The organism is Azospirillum mesophilum, assembly GCF_053470405.2.
On record NZ_JBPXMQ020000028.1, the window covers coordinates 34,433 to 57,365 of the forward strand.

22 protein-coding genes are annotated in these 22,933 nt (G+C 71.8%); 2 read left to right on the top strand and 20 right to left on the bottom strand.

From position 1 onward, the window contains the following. Positions 1-27 precede the first annotated feature (27 nt). Positions 28-1,404, top strand: coding sequence for a chromate efflux transporter (gene chrA, locus ACSVC7_RS22930; protein ID WP_448207139.1), 1,377 nt, complete (start codon positions 28-30; stop codon positions 1,402-1,404). Between the two features lie 60 nt (positions 1,405-1,464). Here chrA and ACSVC7_RS22935 read toward each other — a convergent pair whose 3' ends face one another. The 9 genes from ACSVC7_RS22935 to edd form a co-directional block, all read right to left on the bottom strand. Then, positions 1,465-1,635 (bottom strand): hypothetical protein, encoded by a 171-nt coding sequence (locus tag ACSVC7_RS22935; protein ID WP_448207140.1) that lies wholly within the window; start codon positions 1,633-1,635, stop codon positions 1,465-1,467. A gap of 93 nt (positions 1,636-1,728) precedes the next feature. Continuing rightward, complete coding sequence (locus tag ACSVC7_RS22940; protein WP_448207141.1) at positions 1,729-2,037, bottom strand: Hpt domain-containing protein; 309 nt, start codon at positions 2,035-2,037, stop codon at positions 1,729-1,731. Continuing rightward, positions 2,027-2,419: a response regulator gene (locus ACSVC7_RS22945; RefSeq protein ID WP_448207142.1), complete on the bottom strand. Its 393-nt coding sequence runs from the start codon at positions 2,417-2,419 to the stop codon at positions 2,027-2,029. Before ACSVC7_RS22945 ends, ACSVC7_RS22940 begins: the two co-directional genes overlap by 11 nt. A 14-nt stretch (positions 2,420-2,433) precedes the next feature. Continuing rightward, positions 2,434-4,419, bottom strand: a complete 1,986-nt coding sequence (locus ACSVC7_RS22950; protein ID WP_448207143.1) for a GAF domain-containing sensor histidine kinase — start codon at positions 4,417-4,419, stop codon at positions 2,434-2,436. A 145-nt stretch (positions 4,420-4,564) separates the two neighbouring features. Beyond that, positions 4,565-5,578 carry a TRAP transporter substrate-binding protein gene (locus ACSVC7_RS22955; protein ID WP_448207144.1) on the bottom strand — a complete coding sequence of 338 codons (1,014 nt, stop codon included), beginning with the start codon at positions 5,576-5,578 and terminating at the stop codon, positions 4,565-4,567. A 34-nt stretch (positions 5,579-5,612) separates the two neighbouring features. Further along, the gene (locus ACSVC7_RS22960; RefSeq protein ID WP_448207145.1) at positions 5,613-6,890 is read right to left on the bottom strand and encodes a TRAP transporter large permease; all 1,278 of its coding nucleotides are present in this window, start codon (positions 6,888-6,890) and stop codon (positions 5,613-5,615) included. A 28-nt stretch (positions 6,891-6,918) separates the two neighbouring features. After that, positions 6,919-7,437, bottom strand: coding sequence for a TRAP transporter small permease (locus tag ACSVC7_RS22965; RefSeq protein ID WP_448207146.1), 519 nt, complete (start codon positions 7,435-7,437; stop codon positions 6,919-6,921). Then, entirely contained in the window at positions 7,434-7,997 is a 564-nt protein-coding gene (locus tag ACSVC7_RS22970) for a gluconokinase (RefSeq protein ID WP_448207147.1), read from the bottom strand. The genes ACSVC7_RS22965 and ACSVC7_RS22970 overlap by 4 nt, the downstream gene beginning before the upstream one ends. A gap of 30 nt (positions 7,998-8,027) precedes the next feature. Next, entirely contained in the window at positions 8,028-9,854 is a 1,827-nt protein-coding gene (edd, locus tag ACSVC7_RS22975) for a phosphogluconate dehydratase (protein ID WP_448207148.1), read from the bottom strand. A 384-nt stretch (positions 9,855-10,238) separates the two neighbouring features. Between edd and hexR the strand changes: the two genes are divergently transcribed. Continuing rightward, a complete protein-coding gene (gene hexR, locus ACSVC7_RS22980) occupies positions 10,239-11,141 on the top strand; it encodes a transcriptional regulator HexR (protein WP_448207149.1) in 903 nt (300 codons plus the stop codon). A 10-nt stretch (positions 11,142-11,151) separates the two neighbouring features. Here the strand turns inward: hexR and ACSVC7_RS22985 are convergent, their stop codons facing one another. Genes ACSVC7_RS22985 through ACSVC7_RS23035 form a run of 11 tightly spaced genes read right to left on the bottom strand, consistent with a single transcriptional unit; the run spans position 11,152 to position 22,927 of the window. After that, positions 11,152-12,378 (bottom strand): beta-ketoacyl-ACP synthase, encoded by a 1,227-nt coding sequence (locus ACSVC7_RS22985; protein ID WP_448207150.1) that lies wholly within the window; start codon positions 12,376-12,378, stop codon positions 11,152-11,154. Continuing rightward, complete coding sequence (locus tag ACSVC7_RS22990) at positions 12,378-13,103, bottom strand: 3-ketoacyl-ACP reductase FabG2 (protein WP_448207151.1); 726 nt, start codon at positions 13,101-13,103, stop codon at positions 12,378-12,380. The genes ACSVC7_RS22985 and ACSVC7_RS22990 overlap by 1 nt, the downstream gene beginning before the upstream one ends. After that, complete coding sequence (locus ACSVC7_RS22995; protein ID WP_448207152.1) at positions 13,100-13,597, bottom strand: hotdog family protein; 498 nt, start codon at positions 13,595-13,597, stop codon at positions 13,100-13,102. The genes ACSVC7_RS22990 and ACSVC7_RS22995 overlap by 4 nt, the downstream gene beginning before the upstream one ends. Further along, positions 13,594-14,802, bottom strand: a complete 1,209-nt coding sequence (locus ACSVC7_RS23000; protein ID WP_448207153.1) for a beta-ketoacyl-[acyl-carrier-protein] synthase family protein — start codon at positions 14,800-14,802, stop codon at positions 13,594-13,596. Before ACSVC7_RS23000 ends, ACSVC7_RS22995 begins: the two co-directional genes overlap by 4 nt. After that, positions 14,799-15,389 carry a DUF3261 domain-containing protein gene (locus ACSVC7_RS23005; RefSeq protein WP_448207154.1) on the bottom strand — a complete coding sequence of 197 codons (591 nt, stop codon included), beginning with the start codon at positions 15,387-15,389 and terminating at the stop codon, positions 14,799-14,801. Before ACSVC7_RS23005 ends, ACSVC7_RS23000 begins: the two co-directional genes overlap by 4 nt. Positions 15,390-15,426: 37 nt before the next feature. After that, positions 15,427-17,775, bottom strand: a complete 2,349-nt coding sequence (locus ACSVC7_RS23010; RefSeq protein ID WP_448207155.1) for an MMPL family transporter — start codon at positions 17,773-17,775, stop codon at positions 15,427-15,429. An 8-nt stretch (positions 17,776-17,783) separates the two neighbouring features. Continuing rightward, positions 17,784-18,401 (bottom strand): LolA family protein, encoded by a 618-nt coding sequence (locus ACSVC7_RS23015; RefSeq protein WP_448207156.1) that lies wholly within the window; start codon positions 18,399-18,401, stop codon positions 17,784-17,786. Then, the gene (locus tag ACSVC7_RS23020) at positions 18,398-18,820 is read right to left on the bottom strand and encodes an acyl-CoA thioesterase (protein ID WP_448207157.1); all 423 of its coding nucleotides are present in this window, start codon (positions 18,818-18,820) and stop codon (positions 18,398-18,400) included. The genes ACSVC7_RS23015 and ACSVC7_RS23020 overlap by 4 nt, the downstream gene beginning before the upstream one ends. After that, a complete protein-coding gene (locus ACSVC7_RS23025; RefSeq protein ID WP_448207158.1) occupies positions 18,817-20,697 on the bottom strand; it encodes a glycosyltransferase family 2 protein in 1,881 nt (626 codons plus the stop codon). Before ACSVC7_RS23025 ends, ACSVC7_RS23020 begins: the two co-directional genes overlap by 4 nt. After that, positions 20,694-22,403: an ApeI family dehydratase gene (locus tag ACSVC7_RS23030; protein ID WP_448207159.1), complete on the bottom strand. Its 1,710-nt coding sequence runs from the start codon at positions 22,401-22,403 to the stop codon at positions 20,694-20,696. The genes ACSVC7_RS23025 and ACSVC7_RS23030 overlap by 4 nt, the downstream gene beginning before the upstream one ends. Next, positions 22,400-22,927, bottom strand: a complete 528-nt coding sequence (locus ACSVC7_RS23035; RefSeq protein WP_448207160.1) for a COG4648 family protein — start codon at positions 22,925-22,927, stop codon at positions 22,400-22,402. The genes ACSVC7_RS23030 and ACSVC7_RS23035 overlap by 4 nt, the downstream gene beginning before the upstream one ends. Positions 22,928-22,933 lie beyond the last annotated feature (6 nt).

The following is a 22,933-nucleotide window of genomic DNA, read 5'->3' on the forward strand; positions in this document are numbered from 1 at the left end:
ACCCCCGCCACCTTGCAGGAGACGACGATGACCCAGCGCGCCGGGCATGGGGTGAGCCTCGGCGAGGCGTTCCGCGTCTGGGCGCGGATCGCGGCCCTCAGCTTCGGCGGGCCGGCCGGCCAGATCGCCGTGATGCACCGCATCCTGGTGGACGAGAAGCGCTGGATCGGGGAGGAGCGGTTCCTGCACGCGCTGAACTACTGCATGCTCCTGCCGGGGCCGGAGGCGCAGCAGTTGGCCGTCTACATCGGCTGGCTGATGCACCGGACGCTGGGCGGCCTGATCGCCGGCATCCTGTTCGTGCTGCCGGGCGTGGTCTGCATCATGGCGCTGAGCTGGATTTACGCCACGCTGGGCAACGTCGGGCTGGTGCAGGGGCTGTTCTTCGGGCTGAAGGCGGCGGTGCTGGCGGTCGTACTGGAAGCGGTGGTCCGCGTCGGCAGGCGGGCGCTGAGGAACCGCGTCATGGTCGGCCTGTCGGCGGCGGCCTTCGTGGCGATCTTCGCCTTCGACGTTCCCTTCCCGCTGATCGTCCTGACCGCCGGCGTGATCGGGCTGGTCGGCGCGCGGCTGGGCCATCCCGCCTTCCGGACCGGCGGAGGGCACGGGGCGTCCGCCGGCAAGGCGCTGGCCGACGCCGACAGCCTGCTGGGCGAGCACATCCCCGCCCACGCCCGGCCGACGCTGAACTGGTCTCTGCGGGTCGGGGGCGTCTGTCTGGCGCTGTGGCTCGGCCCCGTGCTGGCGCTGCTGCTGGCTTTCGGCCCGGCGGACGTGTTCAGCCAGATCGCCGTCTTCTTCTCCAAGATGGCGGTGGTCACCTTCGGCGGCGCCTACGCCGTGCTGGCCTATGTGGCACAGCAGGCGGTCGAGCATTACGGCTGGCTGCAACCCGGCGAGATGCTGGACGGGCTGGGCATGGCCGAGACGACGCCCGGCCCGCTGATCATGGTCGTGCAGTTCGTCGGCTTCATGGGCGCCTTCCGGGAGCCGGGAGCCCTGTCGCCGCTGCTGGCCGGCACGCTGGGCGGGCTGCTGACGACCTGGGTGACTTTCGTTCCCTGCTTCCTGTGGATCTTCCTCGGCGCGCCCTTCGTCGAGGCGCTGCGTGGCAACAAGGCGCTCGGCGGGGCGTTGTCGGCCATCACCGCCTCCGTCGTCGGCGTCATCCTGAATCTGGCGATCTGGTTCGCCCTGCACACGCTGTTCGCCCGGCTGGAGCCCTGGCGCTTCGCCGGGGCCACGCTGGACCTGCCGGTCCTCGGCAGCGTGAACCTGCCGGCCCTCCTGCTCACCATCGGCGCGGTGCTGGCGGTGTTCCGCTTCAAGGTCGGGATGGTGCCCGTGCTGGGGACCTGCGCCCTGATCGGGATGGCGCTGCACCTGACGGGCGTGGTGGGCTGAAGGAGCGGAGTTGCGCAGTCGCCGAAGGCCGCGCGGAGAAACGCGCGGCCTTGGCCCGTGTCAGTGCGTCGACCGCACGCGGCTGATGCTCTCGGTGAGCGTGTCGAGGTCGCGGATCAACTGATCCTCGTCTTTCGGCTCGATCTGCCCCTTCCGCTGGGCCAGCCGCAGCGCCGCCTGCGCCTCCTCCAGGCAATCGATGGTGTGGCGCACGTAATCGTGTTGGGCCATGGTCCGTCGTCTCCTGACTCACATCAATTCGAGCACAAACAGCCTCCCGTCCGGTCGGTTCCTCCCTCCGGCGGGCCAAAAAGCGCGGGTTGGTTACCCTTCGCGCTCCGCGAGCGCACGCAAAGCCGCTACAGCGTCGGCCAGGGCGTGACGGGCGCCGTTGGTGGGCGCCTCCGCCAGCGTCTCAATCCTGCCGGCAATCCGCCCGGCCTCGGCAAAGCCGAAGCTGCCCGCCGTGCCGCTCAGCCGGTGGGCGAGGCTGCGGATGCGCTCCGCCGCCTCCGGATCGCGGTCCAGCCGGGCGGCGGCATCCGCGATGTCCCGCGCGTCGCGGCGCAGGCGGGCGGCGAAGCCGGCGCGCAGTTCGGCAAGCCGCGCCTCGAAGGCGTCCCTATCCGGCATGCAGCCCGTCCCAGATGGCGCGGACCCGGTCGGACAGGGCCACCGCGTCGAAGGGCTTGGTGATCACGTCCACCGCGCCCAACTGCTTGAATCCGCGCACCTCGTCGGGGCGGGCCTTGGCGCTCATGAACACCACGGGCACGTCGGCCAGCGATTCCCGGGCGCGCAGGGCGGCCAGCGTTTCCGCGCCGTCCATCCCCGGCATCATGAAGTCCAGCAGGATCAGGTCGGGCCGGATCGCGGGCGCCTTCTCCACCGCCTCGCCCCCGGAGGAGCAGAGCGCCACCGTGAACCCGCCGAACGTCTCCAGCGACAGGCGGGCGATCTCCTGGATGTCCGGGTCGTCCTCGACCAGCAGGATGGTGCGAAGCGGGCGCTGCATGCCGTCTCCCTGGGTTATGGCGGGCTGAACTGTTGCGGGTTCGGTCCGCCGGCCGGCGGCAGGTCGATGTGGAAGGTGGTGCCCCGGCCGCTTTCCGTCGTGAAGCCGACGCGGCCGCCGTGCCGTTCCACGATGCTGCGGGTGATGCTGAGGCCGAGCCCGCTGCCCTCGTGCCGCCGCCGGGCGGAGCCGTCGGCCTGGGCGAAGCGCTCGAAGATGCGCCCCCGGAACGCCTCCGGGATGCCCTCGCCGCGGTCGGTCACGGTGATGCGGGCGAACCCGTCATCCCGGAGAGCGGCGGCGACGGCCACTGTCTGTCCCTGCGGCGAGAACTTGATGGCGTTGGACAGCAGGTTGCCGACCGCCTGCAGCAGCCGGTCGGGATCGGCCATGACCGCGAGGTCCGGCACCGGCGGCAGGTCGAGCGACACGCCGAACCGCGCCGCGTAGGGGCGGTGCTGCTCCACCGCCTGCCGCAGAAAGGGACCGAGGGCAAGGCGCTGCATGCGGAATTCGACCTTGCCGGCATCCATCTTGCCGATGTCCAGCAGGTCGTTGATCAGGCGGATCAGCCGTTCCGCGTTCTTGTGGGCGATGGCGATCAGGTGCCGCGCCTTGTCGTCCAGCGCGCCGCCGGCCCCGGCGCCCAGCAGGCCGAGGGCTCCGGCGATCGAGGTCAGCGGCGTGCGCAGCTCGTGGCTGACGGTGGACAGGAACTCGTCCTTCATCCGCTCCATCCGCTTGCGCTGGGTGATGTCGGCGTAGGTCACCACATGGCGCCCGTCCGGCATTCGGGCGCGCCAGACGTCCAGCGTGCGGCCGTCGCGCGTGGCGAGTTCGAAGCGGCGGGTCGGCAGGGCGCGCATGGTGCCCACCGTCCGCCCGACGACCTCCTCCGCCGGCCCCTCGCCCAGCTCGCCGCGCTCCGCCAGCACGCGGGCGACCTCCGTGACCGGCGTGCCGGCCCGCCGCAGATCCTCCGGCAGGCGCAGCATGTCGAAAAAGCGCTCGTTCCAGACCAGCAGCCGCAGCTCCGCGTCGAACACGGCCAGCCCCTGCTCGATGTTCTCCAGCGTGGAGTGCAGCAGCGCGGTCTGCGCGGAGAGGGCCAGTTCGCGGTCCTTCAGGGCGGTGACGTCGGTGTTGACGACGATCAGCAGGCCCGACGCGGTGCGCCGCTCCAGCCGCCGCAGCCAGCGTCCATCGGCCAGCCGCACCTCCTGCGGGCGCCGCGCCGGCCCGTCACCGTGATCGGTCGGCAGAACACAGTGGCCCCGTTCCGCGAGCGCGGTCAGCACCTCCGCCCGTGTCTGGCCGGGCTGGACGACGCCCGCCGCCTCCGGGTGGTAGAGATCGCGGTAGCGGCGGTTGGTGCGCAGAAGCCGGTCCCCGGCATCGTAGATGGCGACGCCCGCCGGCATGGCGTCCAGCACCTCGTCCACCTGACGGAAGGCGCCTTCCGCCCGCTCCCGGCTCTCCTCCGCGATCCGGTGCCCGAGGCGGAGCGTCATCAGGTCGGCGACCGTCGCCGCGAGCGCCGCCAGCCGCCGCCGCTCCTCATGCCCGAACCCGCGCGGGCGGTCGTCCACCACGCACAGGGAGCCGACGCGGTGCCCCCCGACGCGCAGCGGCGCCCCGGCGTAGAAGCGGATCCCCGGCGGCCCGGTGACGAACGGGTTCCGCGCGAAGCGCGGGTCCAGCCGGGCGTCCGGCACGACCATCACCTCGTCCGACAGGATGGCGTGCGCGCAGAAGGTGAGGTCGCGCGGAACGGTCCCCCCCTCGATGCCGCAGGCCCCCAGGGAGGTCTGCACGTCGTCCAGCACGAGGTTGACCAGCGCGATCGGGGTTCTGAACAGGTCGGCGGCCAGCCGGGCGATGCGGTCGAACTCCGGCTCCTTGCCGGTGATCCGCAGCCGGTACTGCTCCAGGGCCTTGATCCGCCCAGTCTCCTCCGGCGGGCGCGGGGCTGGCGGATGGAAAGGCGTGTCGTCCGGCATCGCGGCTCCCGGCTGGTCGTGGAGTTCCCAACAGCCGTCCGGGGGCTTTGTGTCGAAACGGCCGGGGCATAAGGAAAGGGCCGGGCGATGTCATGCCGCCCGGCCCGTCCGTCCGCGTCCTTCGAGATGTACCGCAGAGTCCGCCTTACTTGCGGACCTTGGCGATCTCGGCCTGAAGTTCCTTCAGCTGGTCGGCCCCGCCCTCGGCGGCGTACTTGTCCATGGCGGGCTTGACCAGCTCGCGCATGTGGTTCAGCTCGGCGTCGCTCAGCTCGTTGATCTGCATCCCCTTTTCCTTGAGGAAAGCGACGCTCTGCACCGACGCCTCGCGGCTGTCCTTGCGCTCGAAGTCGCGGGCGGCGGCGGCGGCCTCGCGGAGGATCTTCCGCTCGTCGTTGGACAGGCCGTCGAACCAGCGCTTGCTGGCCAGCACGATCCACGGGCTGTAGACGTGCTTCGAAATCGTCAGGTACTTCTGCACTTCATAAAATTTGGAGGACTGGATGGTGGTGACCGGGTTCTCCTGCCCGTCCACCGTGCCGGTCTCCAGCGCCGTGAACAGCTCGGAGAAGGCCAGCGGCACCGCATTGGCGCCGAAGCGGTTGAACATGTCGATGTAGACCGGGTTCTGCATCACGCGCAGCTTGATGCCGCCCAGGTCCTCGGCCTTGGTCACCGGGCGCTTGCTGTTGGTCAGGTTGCGGAAGCCGTTCTCCCAGTAGACGAGGCCGACCAGCCCCTTGTCCTCCAGCTTCGCCAGCAGCTTCTGGCCGAACGGGCCGTCCAGCACGGCGTCGGCCTCCTGCTCGTTGTTGAACAGGAAGGGCAGGTCGTAGACGGCGAAGTCCTTGACGATGCCGACCAGCGTGGCGGTCGAGCCGACCATCATTTCCTGCGCGCCGCCGATCAGGGCGTTCTGCATCTGGATGTCGCTGCCCAGGCTGGCGTCGCCGAAGCCCTTCAGCTTCAGCTTCCCGCCGGAGCGCTTGGACAGTTCCTCGGCGAAGAACTTCACGGCGCGGCCCTGGTTGGAGCTTTCCGACAGGCCGTAGCCGAAGCGGATCAGGCGCGGCTTGACGTCCTGCGCCTGCACGGCGGCGGGGACCAGCGCGGCGGCGGCGAGCCCGGTCGCCAGCAGGAGGGTGCGCAAGAACTTCATGGTTGGGTGTCTCCCTGTACAGGTTTCTTGTCGGTCAGCGAACCAGATGGGCCGGCACGGTGATGATTTCCGGCACGGCGATGAACAACGCGACCAGCACGATGTAGGTCAGAAGGAACGGCCAGATGCCGCGCGTGGCGCTCTCCAGCGAGATGCGGGCGACGCCGCACACCACGTTCAGCACGGTGCAGACCGGCGGATGGATCAGGCCCAGCGTGCCGATCAGCACGAACATCACGCCGAAATAGGTCGGGTCGATGCCGGCGGAGATGGCCAGCGGCGTCAGCACCGGCCCCAGCACCAGGATGGTCGGGGTCAGGTCCATCACCGTGCCCACGGCCAGCAGCAGCAGCGCGATGGCCGCCATCAGGATCTTCGGGTGCCCCATCAGCGGGTGCAGAAGCTCGTTCATCTGCTGCGGCAGGTCGGCCAGCGTCACCATGTAGGACGACACCAGCGCCGCCGCGCACAGGAACATCACCGTCGCCGTGGTGCGCGCCGCCTGGACGAAAAGCGGCACGACCTGGGGAAGCGTGATCTGGCGGTAGACGAACAGCGCCACGACCAGGGAGTAGACGGCCGCGACCACCGCGGCCTCGGTCGGGGTGAACAGGCCGCCGCGCAGGCCGCCCAGGATGATGACCGGCAGCAGCAGCGCCCACACGCCGTCGCCCAGCGCGCGCAGCCGCTCCCGCCCGCTGGCGCGGGGCTGCAGGACGACGTTCATGTCGCGCACCACGAACACCCAGGCCAGCACCAGCCCCAGCCCCATCAGCAGGCCGGGCACGATGCCGGCCATGAACAGGCCGCTGATGGAGGTGTTGGTGGTCACGCCGAAGATGATGAAGGGCATGCTGGGCGGGATGATCGGGGCGATGATGCCGCCCGACGCGATCAGCCCGGCGGAGCGCGGCACCGGGTAGCCGTGGTCGCGCATCATCGGGATCAGCAGGGTCGCCAGCGCCGCCGTGTCCGCGATGGCGGAGCCGGACAGGCTGGCCAGCAGCACCGATGCGCCGATGGTGACGAAGCCCAGGCCGCCCCGGATGTGGCCGACGAGGCTGACCGCCAGATTGATGATCCGCTGCGAGATGCCGCCGGCGTTCATCAGCTCCCCGGCCAGGATGAAGAAGGGCACCGCCATCAGCGGGTAGTTGTCAGCGCCGCTCAGCATGTTCTGGGCGACGAGCTGGGCGTCGAAGAAGTCCAGATGCACCATCAGCGCCACGCCCGTCAGCATGAGCGCGAAGGCGATGGGCATGCCGAGCAGCATGAGGCCGAACAGCGAGGACAGAAAGACGGTGAGCGTCATGGCCGCAAGTCCTTGATCGGGTTCGGCGTCAATGTTCGGGAATGGCAGCACCGGCGGGCGCATCGCCGGGGACGCGGGCGCCGGGCTCGCCGGCCAGGATCTTCCACAGGTTCGCCACCACCGTGCAGCCCATGGCCAGCGCCGGGAAGAAGCCCGCCGCCGCATAGAAGGCCATCGGGAAGCGCAGCACGGTCGAATAGGTCTCCATGCCGATCAGCAGCTGCATCCAGCTGCCCTCCACGAACAGCCACAGCGCGTAGAGCATCAGCAGGTGGCTGACCACGGCGCAGGCGCGGCGGACGCGCGGCGGCAGGCGGACCTGAAGGATCTCCATGCCCAGATGCTGCTGGCGGCGCAACGCCAGCGTGGCGCCCAGGAAGACCAGCCAGACAAACATCAGCCGCGCGATCTCCTCGGCGGCGACGATGCCGCTGTTGAAGACGTAGCGCAGGACGACGTTGCCGAAGATCAGCGCCACCATCACGGCCAGCATCGCCGCCATGATCCATTCTGTGACCCTCTCCAGACCATGGATGACGCGTTTCATGCCTGCTCCTCCGCGCGGGTGGTGGTTGGGGGCCGCGCACCGGGCAGAAGGTCGGGAAGGCGGCCGAGGAATTCGGTGACGATGTCGTCGGGCTGGCTGATGACGGAGACGGTCAGCGCCCCTTCGTCGGGACCCGGCGGCTCCAGCGCGGCGAACTGGCTGTCGATCAGGCTGGCCGGCATGAAATGGCCGGGGCGCACCTTCATGCGTTCGGCGAACAGCGCCTTGTCGCCGGACAGGTGCAGGAAGACCACGCGCCGGCTGTCGCCGCGCAGCACGTCCCGGTAGCGGCGCTTCAGCGCGGAGCAGGACAGCACCAGCCCCTCACCCTTGCGGTCGGCCTCGGCGATAAAGCCGGCCAGCACCTCCAGCCAGCCGGCGCGGTCCTCGTCGGTCAGCGGGATGCCGGCGGACATGCGCGCGATGTTGGCGGGCGGGTGGTGCTCGTCGCCCTCGATGAAGGCGAAGCCCAGGCGCGCGGCCAGGGCGCGCCCGACCGACGACTTGCCGCAGCCCGACACGCCCATCACGACGATGATCGGGTTCGACATGGGACTCATGGAAGACCTCGTGGAAGGAGCGAAGGGCGATCAGCGGAAGACGGAGGCGCCGCTCTCCGCGCCACCGACCGCCCGTCGAAAGACGGAAAACAGCGCGCGACCGCAGGTCATTGCCTCCGGAGCGTGAAATTCGGCGGCGTTTTCGGCCCGGCGCGCCCAGTCGGCGGCGTCCACCAGCGCCTCCAGCGTGCCGGCCTCCGCGTCGAAGCGGACGAGGTCCCCGTCGCGCAGCCGGGCGAGCGGCCCGCCGGCCGCCGCCTCCGGCGTGACGTGCAGCGCGGCCGGCACCTTGCCCGACGCGCCGGACAGGCGCCCGTCGGTGACCAGCGCCACCCGGTGCCCGCGGTCCAGCAGCACGCCCAGCGGCGGGATCAGCTTGTGCAGTTCCGGCATGCCGTTGGCCTGCGGCCCCTGGAAGCGGACGACCACGATCACGTCGCGGTTCAGCTCCCCGGCGGCGAAGGCCCGCTGGACCTCGTCCTGGTGCCCGAAGACGCGGACCGGCGCCTCGACGATGCGGCGCTCCGGCGCCACGGCCGACACCTTGACCACCGCCCGGCCGAGATTGCCGGTCAGCACCCGCAGGCCGCCGTCCCGCGCGAAGGGCGCCGCTGCGCTGGCGAGCACCGCCGGATCCTCCCGCCGCTCCGGGGCGCGCCAGACCAGGGCGCCGTCCTCCAGCCCGGGGGCTTGCCGGTAGGCGTCCAGCCCGCCCTCGCCCCATACCGTGGCGACATCGGCGTGCAGCAGTCCGGCGTCGAGCAGTTCCCCGATGACGTGGGCCATGCCGCCGGCCTCGTGGAAGCGGTTCACGTCGGCGCTGCCGTTCGGGTAGACGCGCGCCAGCAGCGGCACGACCGCCGACAGGTCCGCGAAGTCCTCCCACGTCACCTGGAGGCCCGCCGCCGCCGCGATGGCCGGGATGTGCAGCGTGTGGTTGGTGGAGCCGCCGGTCGCCAGCAGCCCGACGATGGCATTGACCACCGCGCGCTCATCGACCTGGAGCCCCAGCGGCGCGCGGCGGGCGGTCATCGCCACGACGCGGCGCCCGGCCTCCTCCGTCAGCGCGGCGCGCAGGGGCGTGCCGGGGGCGACGAAGCTGGCGCCCGGCAGGTGGAGGCCCATGACCTCCATCAGCATCTGGTTGGTGTTGGCGGTGCCGTAGAAGGTGCAGGTGCCCGGCGCGTGGTAGGCGGCGGCCTCCGCGTCCAGCAGCGCGTCGCGACCGACCTTGCCTTCGGCGTGGAGCTGGCGCACGCGGCTCTTCTCCGGGTTCGACAGGCCGGACGGCATCGGGCCGGCGGGCACGAAGACGGCCGGCAGATGCCCGAAGGCCAGGGCGCCGATCAGCAGGCCGGGCACGATCTTGTCGCACACGCCCAGGCACAGCACGCCGTCGAAGCTGTCGTGCGACAGCGCCACCGCCGTCGCCATGGCGATCACGTCGCGCGAGAACAGCGACAGTTCCATGCCCGCGTGGCCCTGGGTGATGCCGTCGCACATGGCCGGAACGCCGCCCGCCACCTGCGCCACGCCCCCGGCCTCGCGCACCGCGCGCTTCAGCAGCGCGGGATAGGTCTCGTAAGGCTGGTGGGCCGACAGCATGTCGTTGTAGGCGGTGACGATGGCTATGGCTGGCGCGTCGCTGCCGCGCAACGTCGCCTTTTCCGCCGCCGCGCAGGCCGCGAAGGCGTGCGCCTGGTTCGCGCAACCGAGCCCATGCCGGCGCGGCCGCGCCGCCGCAGCTTCCAGGTGCCCCAGATAGGCCGCGCGGCTGTCGCGGCTGCGCTCGGCGATCCGCCGGGTCACCCGCTGGACGACATCGTTGAGCGAATGGGGGGCGAGCAAATCGGACATGTGGACATTCCCTCCGATCGGTCTTCTGCCGAGACCTTGGTGATCAAACGATAGCTGCGGGGCTCCGGTTTGTGAAGAAAATTTTTTTCATATCGCAGCGCTGCGCCGGTATGCTGTTGCGTCTGATGAAAAATTTCGCCATTTTGGGAGAGAGATGATGTGAGGGAATCAGTCGCCTCTTCCACCGTCATCCCCGCGAAGGCGGGGATCCAGGGCACTTCAGGCGCTCATGTGCGGAGCTTTCTGGATCCCCGCCTTCGCGGGGATGACGGAAAAAGGAAAGTGGTGGCGGGTACGAAAGGCAGGATGGCCGCGGTTCCATCCGGTTGCGATAACGCCTATGGATTTCAACGCCACCCCAGACGCGCCGAACGGACCGCCGCCATGCTCTCTCCGCTGAACATCCTCGACCACATCCGCCAGAGCCTGCCCGAGCTGAAGCGGTCGGAGCGGCAGGTGGCGGAAATGGTGATGGCGGACCCGCAGAAGGTGCTGGGGCAGAGCGTCACCGCGCTGGCCCAGGCGGCGCGGGTCAGTGACGCGACGGTGGTCCGCTTCTGCCGAAGCGTCGGCTGCGGCGGCTTTCCCGACTTCAAGCTGCGTCTGGCGGAATGCCAGGCGCGCGGCGGCACGCCCTTCGTCAGCCAGGTCGTGGCGCCGGACGACGACCTGCCGGCGGTGGCGCGAAAAATCTTTTCATCGGCGGCGGCGGCGCTGAACGACGCGGCGGGCCTGCTGGACATGGAATCCGTCGCGCGGGCCATCGACCTGCTGGCCGGGGCGTCGAGCATCCTGTGCATCGGCACGGGGGCGTCCGCCATCGTGGCGGCGGACGCGGCGCACAAGTTCCTGCGCTTCGGCATGACGGCGCAGTCCAGCGCCGACCCGATGCTGGTGCAGATGCTGTCGGTCAACCTCGCCAGCCAGGGGGGAATCCTTCTGGCGGTGTCGAACACAGGGCGCACCCGCGTGGTGGTGGAGCTGGCGCGGGTGGCCCGCGACCAGGGCGTCCCGGTCATCGCCATCACCGCGCCGGGCTCCCCGCTGGCGTCCGTCGCCACCGTGGTCATCGGCAGCGAGCCGGTGGAGGACGCGGAGGTCTACACGCCCATGGCGTCGCGCCTGATCCACCTCGCCATCGTGGACGTGCTGTCCACGGGGGTGGCGCTGCGCATCGGCACGACGGCCCGGCGCCACCTCGCCCGGGTCAAGGCGACCCTGGCCGACACGCGCTCCGGCCTGGGCGAGGCCGCCCCGGCGGAAGGCGGCCGCAAGCAGCGGCGGTAAGAAGGGCCGACTACGCCGTCCGGCGGAAGATCAGCGACGTGTTGATGCCGCCGAAGGCGAAGTTGTTGGACATCAGATACTCGGTCTCGATCCGCCGCGCCTCGCCGGTGATATAGTCCAGCGGCGCGCAACGCTCGTCCACCACGTCGAGGTTGATGGTCGGGACGAAGCGCCCCTCCCGCATCATCTCGATGCCGAGCCACGCCTCCATCGCGCCGCAGGCGCCCAGCGAGTGGCCGAAATAGCTCTTGAGCGAGTGGATGGGCATCCGCTCGCCGAAGACGGCGTTGGTCGCCTTGGTCTCGGCGATGTCGCCCCACTCCGTCGCCGTGCCGTGGCCGTTGACGAAGCCGACGGCGTCGGGCGGAAGGCCCGCGTCCTCCAGCGCCAGCCGCAGGGCGATCTCCATCGTCTCGGCCTGGGGCTGAGTGACGTGGTTGCCGTCGGAGTTGCTGCCGAAGCCGACCAGTTCCGCGTGGATGCGGGCGCCGCGGGCCACGGCGCGCTCGTATTCCTCCAGGATCAGGGTGCAGGCGCCCTCGCCGATCACCAGCCCGTCGCGGTCGCGGTCGTAGGGCCGGGGGGAGGTGTGCGGGCGGTCGTTGCGGGTGGAGGTGGCAAACAGCGTGTCGAAGACGGCCGATTCGGTCACGTCCAGCTCGTCAGCACCACCCGCGATCATCACGTCGGCCTTGCCCCACTTGATGGCCTCGTAGGCGTAGCCGATGCCCTGGCTGCCCGAGGTGCAGGCGCTGCTGGTGGTGATGATGCGGCCGGTCACGCCGAAGAACAGGCCGATGTTCACCGCCGCCGTGTGGCTCATCATCTGGATGTAGCTGGTGGCGTTCAGCGTCTTCGACCGCCCCTCGGTCATCAGTTCGGCGAAGGCGATGACCGGCGCCGGGCTGCCGAAGGAGGAGCCGTAGGCGATGCCCGTCCGCCCGCCCTTCACCACCGGGTCGTCGAGCAGCCCGGCGTCGCCCAGCGCCCGTTCGGTGGCGTAGACGGCCATGCGCGACACCGGCCCCATGGTGCGGGTCTTCTTGCGCGGGTAGCGGTCGTCGATGGAGAAGTCCGGGACGGGCGCGGCGAGGCGGGTGTTGATGCCCTCGAACCGCTCCCACTCCGTCATGGTGCGGACGGCGGTCTCCCCCCGGTCCATGCGGGCGCGGATGGACGGCCAGTCCTGCCCCAGCGCGGTGACGCCGCCGAACCCCGTGACCACGACCCTGCGCATCAGACCATGCCCCCGTTGACCGAAATGACCTGCCGCGTGATGTAGCCCGCCTCGTCGGAGCAGAGGAAGGCGACGGCCGCCGCCACCTCCTCCGGCTGGCCGAGGCGGCGCATGGGCACGGCCTTCATCACCTCGTCCATCGGCAGCCCCTCGACCATCGCCGTGTCGATGACGCCGGGGGCGACGCAGTTGACGGTGATGGCCCGCTTCGCCAGCTCCACCGCCAGCGCCTTGGTGGCGCCGATGATGCCGGCCTTGGCGGCGCTGTAGTTCACCTGCCCGCGGTTGCCGGCGATCCCCGACACGGACGACAGCGTGACGATGCGCCCCCCCTTGCGGGCGGAAACCATGGGCATGACCAGCGGCTTCAGCACATTGTAGAAGCCGTCCATGTTGGTGCCGAGAACGCTGTCCCAGTCCTCGTCCGACAGGGCGGGGAAGGCCGCGTCGCGGGCGATGCCGGCGTTCAGCACGACGCCGTAATACATGCCGTGCGCGGCGATGTCGGCGTCCAGCGCGTCCCGGCAGGCGGCGCGGTCGGCGATGTCGAAGCCCAGCGTCCGGCCCTGCCCGCCGCCCTCGCGGATGGCGGCCAGCGTGGCCTCCGCCCCCTCCGCGTCGCGGCCGTAATGGACGACGATGGAGAAGCCGTCGCGGGCCAGCCGCTCGGCGATGGCGCGGCCGATGCCCTTGCTGGCGCCGGTGACGAGTATCGTGCGTGTCATGACCCGACCTTTCCCCCCTGAATCTTCACCCCCTGGCTCGCCAGCAGCGCCGCCGTGTCGGCCGGCTGGTAGACGGTCAGCTGCGCCTTCGCCAGGGTTCGCCCGTCCGCCTCGGCGGCGCAGTCGAACACCCCCATCTCCCCGTCCCGGTAGACGAGCGACGCCGACACCGCCACCCGCAACCCCTCCGGGAACCAGGACAGGGCCGCCGTGAAGTCCCGCGTGCCGAGCAGCAGGCCGAGCCGCACCGGCGCGCCGCTCTCCAGCGCCTCCGCCCCGACAAAGGCGCCGCAGGCCTGGGCCATCCACTCGATGGCGACGTGGGCGGCCATGCCCCGGCCGGGCTCGAAGAAGGGGGCGCCGGCGCGCACGGTCAGGGCCGCGACCAGCCGCGTCTCGTCCCGCCCAAGCACCTCGTCCAGCAGGATCATCGGCCGGGCGTGCGGCAGCAGGTCGTCCACGGGGTAGGGGTAGGGCTTCACGGCTGGCGTCATGGCCGGCCTCCCCGCCCGAAGACCAGCGCCACGTTGCTGCCGCCGAAGGCGAAGGAGCTGCTGAGCATCGCCGCCGGCCCGCGCGGATCGGGCAGCGCGTCCCCCGGCGCCGTCAGGGCGAGCGGCGGGATGGCCGGGTCGGCGGCGCCGTCCCAGAGATGCGGCGGCAGCCGGCCGTCCGGGTTGTGGTCCGGGTGCAGGGTCAGCCACAGGAAAGCCGCCTCGCAGGCCCCGGCGGCGCCCAGCGTGTGGCCGGTCATCGCCTTGGTGGAGCTGCAGGGCGTGCCGGCCCCGAACAGGGCGCTCATCGCCTTGCCCTCCATGGAATCGTTCAGCGGCGTGCCTGTGCCGTGCAGGTTGACGTAGGCGATGTCGCGCGGAGTCAGGCGGGCGTCGTCCAGCGCCGCCGCCATGGCGGCCAGCGCGCCGCGCCCCTCCGGGTCCGGCGCGCTGACGTGGTGCGCGTCGGAGCTTTCGCCGACGCCCAGCAGGTTCACCGCCGCCGGCTCCCGCGTCAGCAGGAAGGCCGCCGCCGCCTCGCCGATGTTGATGCCGTCGCGGTTGGCGCTGAACGGGTTGCACAGGCCCGCCGACACCGCCTCCAGCGAGGCGAAGCCGCCCACCGTCATGCGGCACAGCGTGTCGGCCCCGCCCACCACGGCGGCGTCCGCCAGCCCGGCGCGGATCAGCCGCCGGGCCGAGCCGAAGACCTTCCCGCTGGAGGAGCAGGCCGTCGCCACCGTATAGGCCGGGCCGGTCAGCCCCAGCGCGCGGGCGGCGAAGTCGGCGAGGCTGCCGGTCTCCTGCTGGCGGTAATCGAAGCCGACGGGCCAGGCGCCGTCCCGCTCGCGGACGGCGAAGGCCGCCTCCCCCTCCGCGATGCCGGCGGTGCTGGTGCCCAGCACCACCGCGACGCGGTGCCGGCCGAAGCGGCGGGCGGCGTCCTCGACGGCCCCGGCGATCTGGTCGAGCGCCAGCAGCATCAGCCGGTTGTTGCGGGACTCCCAGCCCTCCAGGCCGGCGGGAACGGGGGGCAGCGCGTCGGGGACCGCGCCGACATGGACCGTGCGGCCGGGGACGAACCCCTCGCGCGGGACCAGCCCGGCGCGGGTGCCGGCGAACAGGGCGTCCGCGACCGCCGCCGCCCCGCTGCCGATAGGGGTCGCGAGCCCCATCGCGGGCAGGCCGAAGGCCACGGCACTCATCGGCCCTGCTCCTGCGACTGCACCTCGATGTCGTAGCCCCAGGCGAGGTTCGTGTAGCGCAGCGTGCCGGTCCAGGGGCCGCCCGCCGGCCAGCCGTAGGCCGCGCGCAGCAGGTCTTTGCCGTCGGCGCGCACCGTGCGCGACGTGGCGTCCGCGACCAGATCGGCGACGGCCGGGGCCAGCGCCTGGCGCACCACCGCCTCCGGCCAGTAAAGCACGACGAGGTCGGCCAGCATGGCGCCGGGGCGCACGCCCTCCGGCAGCCAGGGGGCGGTCTCCACCTCCACGCCCGCATCGGTCCAGGTGACGGTCATGGCGCGCCGGCCCAACGTGTCCAGCCCGACGAGCATGAAGCGCTCCGGCGTGACGCTGACGTGCCCCTCGAAGACGAAGGTGTCGCCGCCGCGCCGCGCGGTGATGAGCTGTGCGGCCTCCACGCTGCGGCCGAGGTCGGCCGGGCGCGGCAGGGCTAGACGCTGGCGCGGCCCGATCATCGGCGCGCGCGCGTCCATCTCCGACGGCATGGCCGCGCAGGCGCCCAGCAGCAGAACCAACCCCAGAACATACTTTCGAAAGGCTTGAACCAACGCGCGAACACCCTTTGACTCGACACCCGATTTTACATCAATCGCCGACATATGCACGCGGCGGCGTTGTGACCTTGCGCGTCCCCCCAGCGGCCAGCGGGGCCAGCAGAAAGGACAGCGACACGCCCACCAGCATGGTCAGCCCGAAGCTGTGCACGGCGGCGACCTGGCTGAAGGCCAGCAGCCCGAAGGACAGCAGCGTCGTCAGCGTGGCGAGCCACACCGCGACCATGGTCACCGCCCTCCGGTCCGTCTCAGGACTGTCTCCGGACTCCGCGCAGAAGATGCTGTAGTCCACGCCGACCGACAGGATCAGCACCAGCGCCATGGCGTGGAAGAAGGTGAAGCCCTGCCCGGCCAGCGCGGCCACCGCCGGGGCCAGCGCCAGGGCCAGCGCCGACGGCACCAGCGTCCGCAGCGCCCCCCGCCAGCCGTAGCGCCAGACCAGCGCCGGCACCATCAGCAGGGCCGACGCGGCGATCAGCAGCAGCGCCCGCTGCCGGTACTTGGCGAGCAGCGCGCTGAAGTCCGCCGTGGGATCGACCAGCCGCACCCCCTCCGCCCCGGCCAGCGCCGCCCGCACCGCGTCGGGCCGGGTCAACCCCTGCAAGGCGACGACGTGCAGGCCGGGGCCGAGCACCAGCTCGCCCAGGAAGGGCACATCGCCACGCCCCAGCGCGGCGGCGAGGGTGAGCGGGGGCGACGCCTCGTCCTTCTCCGGCGGCGACGGCGGCAGGCCGAGCTGTTCCCGTTGCGCGGCGAGCCACGGCCCCTCCAGCGCGTCGCGCACCAGCGCGCGGTTCTCCGCCTGCCGCCGGGCGGAGGGCACGAAGGCGGCCGGCATCTGGAAGCCGGCGAGCACGCCCTCCCCCCTCAGCCGGTCGAGCGTGCCGGCGATGGCCTCCTCCCGCCGCAGCGCCTCCTCGTCGTCCGCCCCGCGCACCAGGATGAACTGCGAGGCGGTGGTGGCGCCGATGCGGCGCTGGATCTCCTCCTGCTCCTGCACCAGGGCGGGAGACAGGGATTGCATGCGCCGCACGTCGTCGTCCGCGTGCAGACGCGTGAGCCCGGCCACCCCGAGGAGGCCGAGTACCAACAGCAGCAGCGCGCGCGGGCGCCGCCAGCGCGGATCCTCCCAAAAGCGCCAGAGATGGCCGGCGGCGGCCAGCATCCCGGCGCCGTGCCGCAACGGTGCCGAACGGTCGAGCGCCGGCAGCCACAGCACCACCGTCAGGAAGGCCGCGACCAGCCCCAGCACGGAAAACACCGCGATCTGCCGCAGCCCCGGAAAGGGCGCCAGCATCAGCGCCATGTAGCCGATCAGCGTGGTCAGCAGCCCCAGCAGGATCCCCGGCAGCACATGGGCCAGCCGGTCGCGCGGCGTGCGGGCACCACGGTCGAACAGGCAGGCGCTGTAATGCAGGCTGTAGTCCACCGCCACGCCGATCAGGCTGGTCCCGAACAGCAATGCTGCCACATGCAGCTCCCCGAACAGGAACAGGCTGCCGGCCAAGCCGACCCCGATCCCGACGCCGAGCGCCAGCAGATTGTGCAGCAGCGGCCCGACGCGGCGGAAGACCAGCAGGATCAGCAGCACCGTCCCGCTGAGCGACAGGGTGGACAGCCAGCTCGATTCCCGAAGCGCCGCCTGCGACCCGGCCTGCGCGAAGAACACCGCCCCGAGCCGCTTGACCTGGAGCCCCGGCGCCTCCCGCCGCAGCCGCTCCACCGACGCGTCGAAGGCGCCGATCACGCGGTCCTGCACGTCCAGCTCGAACGGCTCCCCGGCCAGCACGGCGGGGACGAGGATCCAGGTGACGCCGTCCTCCACCACGGTCAGCAGCCCGTCGTCGGGCGCCAGCCGCGACAGCGGGAACGGCAGGCCGGTGAAGAAGGAGGGCAGCAGCAGGAACGGGTCGTTGCGCAACAGGTTGGCGTCGGCCATGCCGAACACGCCGAAGGCCTGGGCCAGCGCGCGCTGCGCGATGTCCTCCCCCCGTCCGGCCAGCAGCAGGGCGCGGTCGCCCTCGCTCAGCAGGGCGCGCCGGTGCGGGAAGTAGAGCGCGCCCAGCGCCTTCAGCCGGTCGGCACCGATGTCCTCCCCGGCGGAGGCGACGAGCCCCGTCGCCTTCAGGTCGGCGGACAGCGCCCGCGCGGCGGCGCGCGCCCGTTCCCGCGAGGCATCGCCGACCAGCGCGATCACCCGGCGCCCCAGCGCGCGGGACACCGCCTCGTTGGCGCGTTGCAGGACCGGGTCCTGCTCTTCCCGCGGCAGCAGGGCCAGCAGGTCGGTGCGGAATCCCAGCCCATCCTGGATGCGCAGCCCCAGATACAGGCCGGCCAGCAGGACGAGCACCAGCCAGGCCAGCGCCGCAATCTTCCTCATGGGCGGTGTCATGGGCGCTCTGGGGCGCCGAGCAGCTGGGCCTCGTCGGGCGCCGGCGGGCCGGCGGTCAGGCTCTGGTCGAGGAAGCGCAGCCGGTCGAAATCGCCGTCGGGCTTGGTGATCTCCACCGCCTCCACGAGGCGGGCGCCGGTCAGCGTGATGCTACGGATCGGCATGGCCGGGTCGTCGGCCTTCAGCGGGGTCAGCACCAGCCGCCAGCCGTTCGCGTCACGCTCGCGCGCCACCGTGAACATGCCCTCCAGCGCCTTCAGATCGCCGCCGAGCGCCCCGCCGAGCATGGCGTAGAGCCGCGACAGGAAGGGCAGCTTGGACGCCGGCATCCGCATCGTCTCCGCCCCGCGCACCTCCTGCACGAGGCCGGAGGGGCTCATCACCGTGGTCACGGCGAAGGGCGTCTCGGTCCGCCACAGCAGCCCCCGTCCGGGCACCAGCGTGAAGCGCCCCTCGCTTTTCAGCGGCGCCTGGAAGCCCTTCAGATGGCGTTCCTGCACGAAGCGCCCGCGCAGCACCTGCCCCTCACCCAGGGTCGCCGGTTCCGGCGGTGCGGCAAGGACGGGGGAGGCAAGGGCCAGGACGGCCACCAGGGCAAGGATGAAGCGGGTCACAGCAGCACCCTCACCTTCTCGATCAGCACGGGCGGGGATTCGAAGGACAGCTCGCCGGTCTTGGCGTCGACGGCCAGCTGCACGGTGCGGGCCTTGGTCAGCAGCTCCCCCGTCTTTTCGTCGCGCAGGCGGTAGTCGATCTTGATGCGGTTCTCGTATTCCACCAGCGTCGCGGTGACCACCACCGTCTGGGCGAAGCGGATGGGCCGCACGTATTTCAGCTGCATGTCCACGATGGGCCACATGAAGCCGGACGCCGCCATCTCCGGATAATTGTAGCCGATGCGGTCCAGCAGCGCGCAACGCGCCTGCTCCAGATAGCGGGCGTAGTTGCCGTGCCAGACCACCTCCATGGGGTCCAGGTCGTAGAACTGCGCCTGGATGGTGACGTCGGCCGAGATCATGGTCCCAGATGTCATGATGGCGGGTTTCCTTCCGGGCGGGCCCAGAAATCGAAGAAGTTGAACCATTGGTACGGGTCAGCCAGCGCGTGGCGTTCCAGGCGGCTGGCGAAGGCGGCGGCGTAGCCGGCCAGCGCCTCCTCCCGCTTTCCGCGCGGCAGGACCACGCGATCGGCCAGCTTTTCGGCGGACAGATAATGGCGGTCGCCGTCGCGCCGGCAGAACAGCAGGTAGACCGGGCAGTCGAGCAGCGAGGCCAGGATGTAGGGGCCTTGCGAGAAGGGGGCCGGTTCGCCCAGGAAGGGCACGGTGCTGACGCGCCCGCGGCTCTGCACCGGCACGCGGTCGCCGGCGATGACCACCCACTGACCCTGCTCCACCCGCTCCTGCAAGGCGATGGCGGTCTCCGGCCCGATGTCCGTCACTTGGAGCGTGTTGACGGCGGCCTCCGGGTTCCATTCCCGCAGGACGCGGTTGTAGTTCTCGGCGTGGCGGGTGTGGACCAGCACCAGCAGGCGCCGCCGCGTCTGCGCGTCCAGCACCGCGCGCGACAGGTCCACGTTGCCGAGATGGGCGACGATGAACAGCGCGCCGCGCGGATTCCCTGCGGCTTCGCGCAGGGCGTCCACCTCGCCCGGCTGGACCGCCTCCGGCCCCAGCCGCCCGGCCCAGCCGGCGAAGGTGTCGAGCGCGCGCCCGGCGAAGGACAGGAAATGGCGGTAGCCGTCCAGCGCCGTCGGCCGCCGCGCCTCCCCCCGCGCCGCGAAGGCGCGCGCCAGGAAGGCGGCCGAGGCGCGGCGCTGCTCGATTCCCGTCAGGTAGAAGTAGAGCACCACCGGCGCGATCACCGCCAGACAGCCGCGCCGCCCCAGCAGCCGGTAAGCCGCCGCGCAGAAGCGCAGCCCCCAGTACAGCCCCCGCTCCCCCAGCCCGGCCCAGTGGGTCGCGTGGTTCGGAAGGGCATCGTTAAGCCCCTCTCCCTTGAGGGGCGCGCCGCCGGAGGACGCCGAAGGCGTTCGCAGGCAAGCGTGGTTGGGGTGAGGGTGGCGCCGGTTCAGCCGGCCGGTCTCTTCCCGCTCTTCGAGCGGTAACGACCCCTCATCCCAACCCTTCTCCCCCAAGGGGAGAAGGGCTATGGCGCGCGAGATATTGCGCGGCCGGTTGGCGAGGATGCGCGGCAGGCGCAGCAGCATGGTGCAGACCAGCCGCGTGTGCATCAGGGAGATCTGGACGTTGTCGCGCAGCAGCTTGAAGTTGGAGGTGTTGTCGGGCGGGTAGGTCACGCGCACCGGCAGTTCGGCGACCGGCGTGCCGCTCCAGAACAGGCGGACCATGACCTCCGTGTCGAAGTCCATGCGCCGGCCAAGCCGCTCGCCGGAGACCAGCAGCCGCTCCACCGCCGCCAGCGGGTAGACGCGGAAGCCGCACATGGAATCGCGGATGCGCAGCGACAGCGTTTCCACCCACACCCAGACATGGGTGATCCAACGGCCGATGGCGCGCCCCTTGGGAATGGTCGCGTCGTAGACCGGCACGCCGGTGACCAGCGCGTCGGGATGGCGGCGGGCGAGGTCGAGCAGGTCCGGCACCGCCGCCGGGTCGTGCTGCCCGTCCGCGTCGACCTGGGCGGCGTGGGTGAAGCCGCCCTTCAGCGCCAGACGGAAGCCCTCCAGCACGGCGCCGCCCTTGCCCTGGTTCACCTCCAGCCGGTGTACGATCACCCCGCCCGCCGGGTCGTGCAGCGCGGCCAGCGTGGAGCGCGCCGGCTCCCCGCTGCCGTCGTCGATGACGAAGACCGGCAGCCCGCGCGCGCGCAGGCCCGCCACCACGGCGCCGACGGCGCGCCAGTGGTCGTGGCTGGGCACGATGGAGCAGGGGCGGAAGGGAGCGGTCACGGTTCCTCCAGCGCGATGGAGCCGCTGGACAGCACCTCCTCGCCGGCGCGGTACTCGAAGCTCAGCCGGCGCCGCGACGGGACGTGCCGCAGGGTCAGGGTCACGGTGGCGTCCGGGACGGTCACGCGGCGGAACTTCACCTGGAAGCGCCGCGCCACCCCGTCGCCGACGCCGAGATGCCGCGCCGCCAGCTTCGCCGCCCAGTCGATCTGCGCCACGCCGGGGACGATGGGCATGCCGGGGAAATGGCCGTCCAACTGGGCGAGGTCGGCGGGCAGGAACAGCTCCAGCTCCACCCCGTCGGCCAGGGGGCGCGCGGCGCGCAGATCGGGTTCGGTCGGCCGGTCCATCACGGTGGTGTCCTCGAAAAGCGAAGCGATGTCGGCGCGGCGGCGCTTGCCGAGCGGACCGGACGGCAGGGCCTCCACGAAACGCCACTGCCGGGGCAGCCCAGCCGGCTCCTGCGTGGCGGCGAGCGCGCGGCGCAGCAGCCGGCCGAAGCGGAAGGCGCCCAGCTCGGCCAGGCGCGCGGCACCGTCGGCACTCGGCACCACGGCGGCGGCGAGGCGCGGGGCGGGGTGGGCCAGGTCGATGACGACGGCCTCCGCGACCTCCGGCAGGGCGCGCAGCCGATCCTCCACCTCCGGCAGGCTGACGCGCTTGCCCTCGATCTTCACGATCCGGTCGGCGCGTCCGAGCAGGCGGAAACCGCCCTCCCCCGCCGGCTGGATGCGGTCGGCCCCTTGGAACAGTCCGTCCCCGGCGACGAAGGGCGTGCGCACGCGCAGAAGCCCGTCCTCGCCCGCCTCCACGGCGATGCCGGGCAGCGGGCGCCAGGGCGGGTCTGGCTCCGCGCGGTGGCGCAGGGCGATGGCGCCCGTCTCGGTGCTGCCGAAAATCTCCGTCACCGGCATGCCGAAACGGTCCGCCGACGCCCACGCCGCCTCCTCCGCCAGCGGCGCGCCGGCCGACAGAACGAGGCTGGGCCGCCGCCGCGCGTCGAGCGGCGCGATGCCCTCCAGCCGCGTCAGGTGCGCGGGGCTGGTGACCAGAACGTCGCCCCCGGAGAGCGCCGCCAGCGCGCCCTCCCACAGCTCGTGCATCGGGCCGGCGATCACGCGCCCGCTGGCGAGCGGCCAGCACAGGCGGAAGGCGAGGCCGTAGACATGCTGGTGCGTGACCGTGCCGTGCACCCGCGCGTCCGCCGGCACCAGCGGGCCGAGCACGCGGTCCAGCGTTTCCGCCTCCCGCTCCAGCAGGGCGAGCGTCTTGGCGATTCGCTTGGCCTCCCCGGTCGAGCCGGAGGTGAAGACCGTCACGGGGGCGGCCGGGTCCAGAGGCCCGAGCGGAGCACCCTCCCCGCCCGGCTCCAGCATCAGTACGGGTCCGGCACCGCCCGGCGGGCGCTCGCACAGCAACAAATCCCAGGCCCCGGCGAGGGCCGCCAGGGTGCCCGGCTGGCCGTTGGGCGGCAGGATCGCCTCCGCCCCCGCGTGCAGGAGGGAGAACAGCCCGACCGCGCCCCAATAGGCGTCCTGCGTCACCAGCAGCCCGCGCCGGCAGCCGGCCCGTGCCAGCCGCGCGGCGTTGCCGGCCACATCGGCGCGGAAGCGGGCGAAATCCACCCGTTCGCCGCCGGTAAAGGCAACCGGGGCCGCCGGGTCACGCCCCTCGGTGAACAGGCGCGACAGCGCGAGCGTGCTCATGCCGCCTCCCGCCGCCGCACGGCGCGGCGGACCAGGAATTCCCCGGCGAACAGCGCGCCGGTGACGAGGTAGGACAGCAGGCCGGTCCACAGCGCCCAGAGTTCCACGCTGCCCGCCACCGCCAGCCCCGCCGCGATGGCGGCGTTCAGCAGCAGCCAGCCCGTCCACAGCACCGTCACGGCGCGGCAGTAGGCCACGCCGCGCGGCGGCAGGTCGGGTTCGGCAAGGCGGGCGAGGCGTTCGATCAGGCTGGGCGGGCGCAGCAGCGTCACGCCGAAGGCGGCGGCGACGCCCAGGCTGACCACCACCGGATAGGCCTTGGCGGCCAGCGCCGGGTCGAGCAGCGCCAGCACGGCCAGCGCCCCCGCAGCCCCCGCCAGCGGCGGGCGCCAGACGCGCGCCGCCGGACTGTTCGACGCCGCCAGCCGCAGCCCGATCAGCGCCAGCGCCACCGCGACGAAGGCCTGCGGCGGGATCGCCCCGCGCCCGAGATAGACCACCCCCGGATAGGCAAGGCTCGCCACGACGAG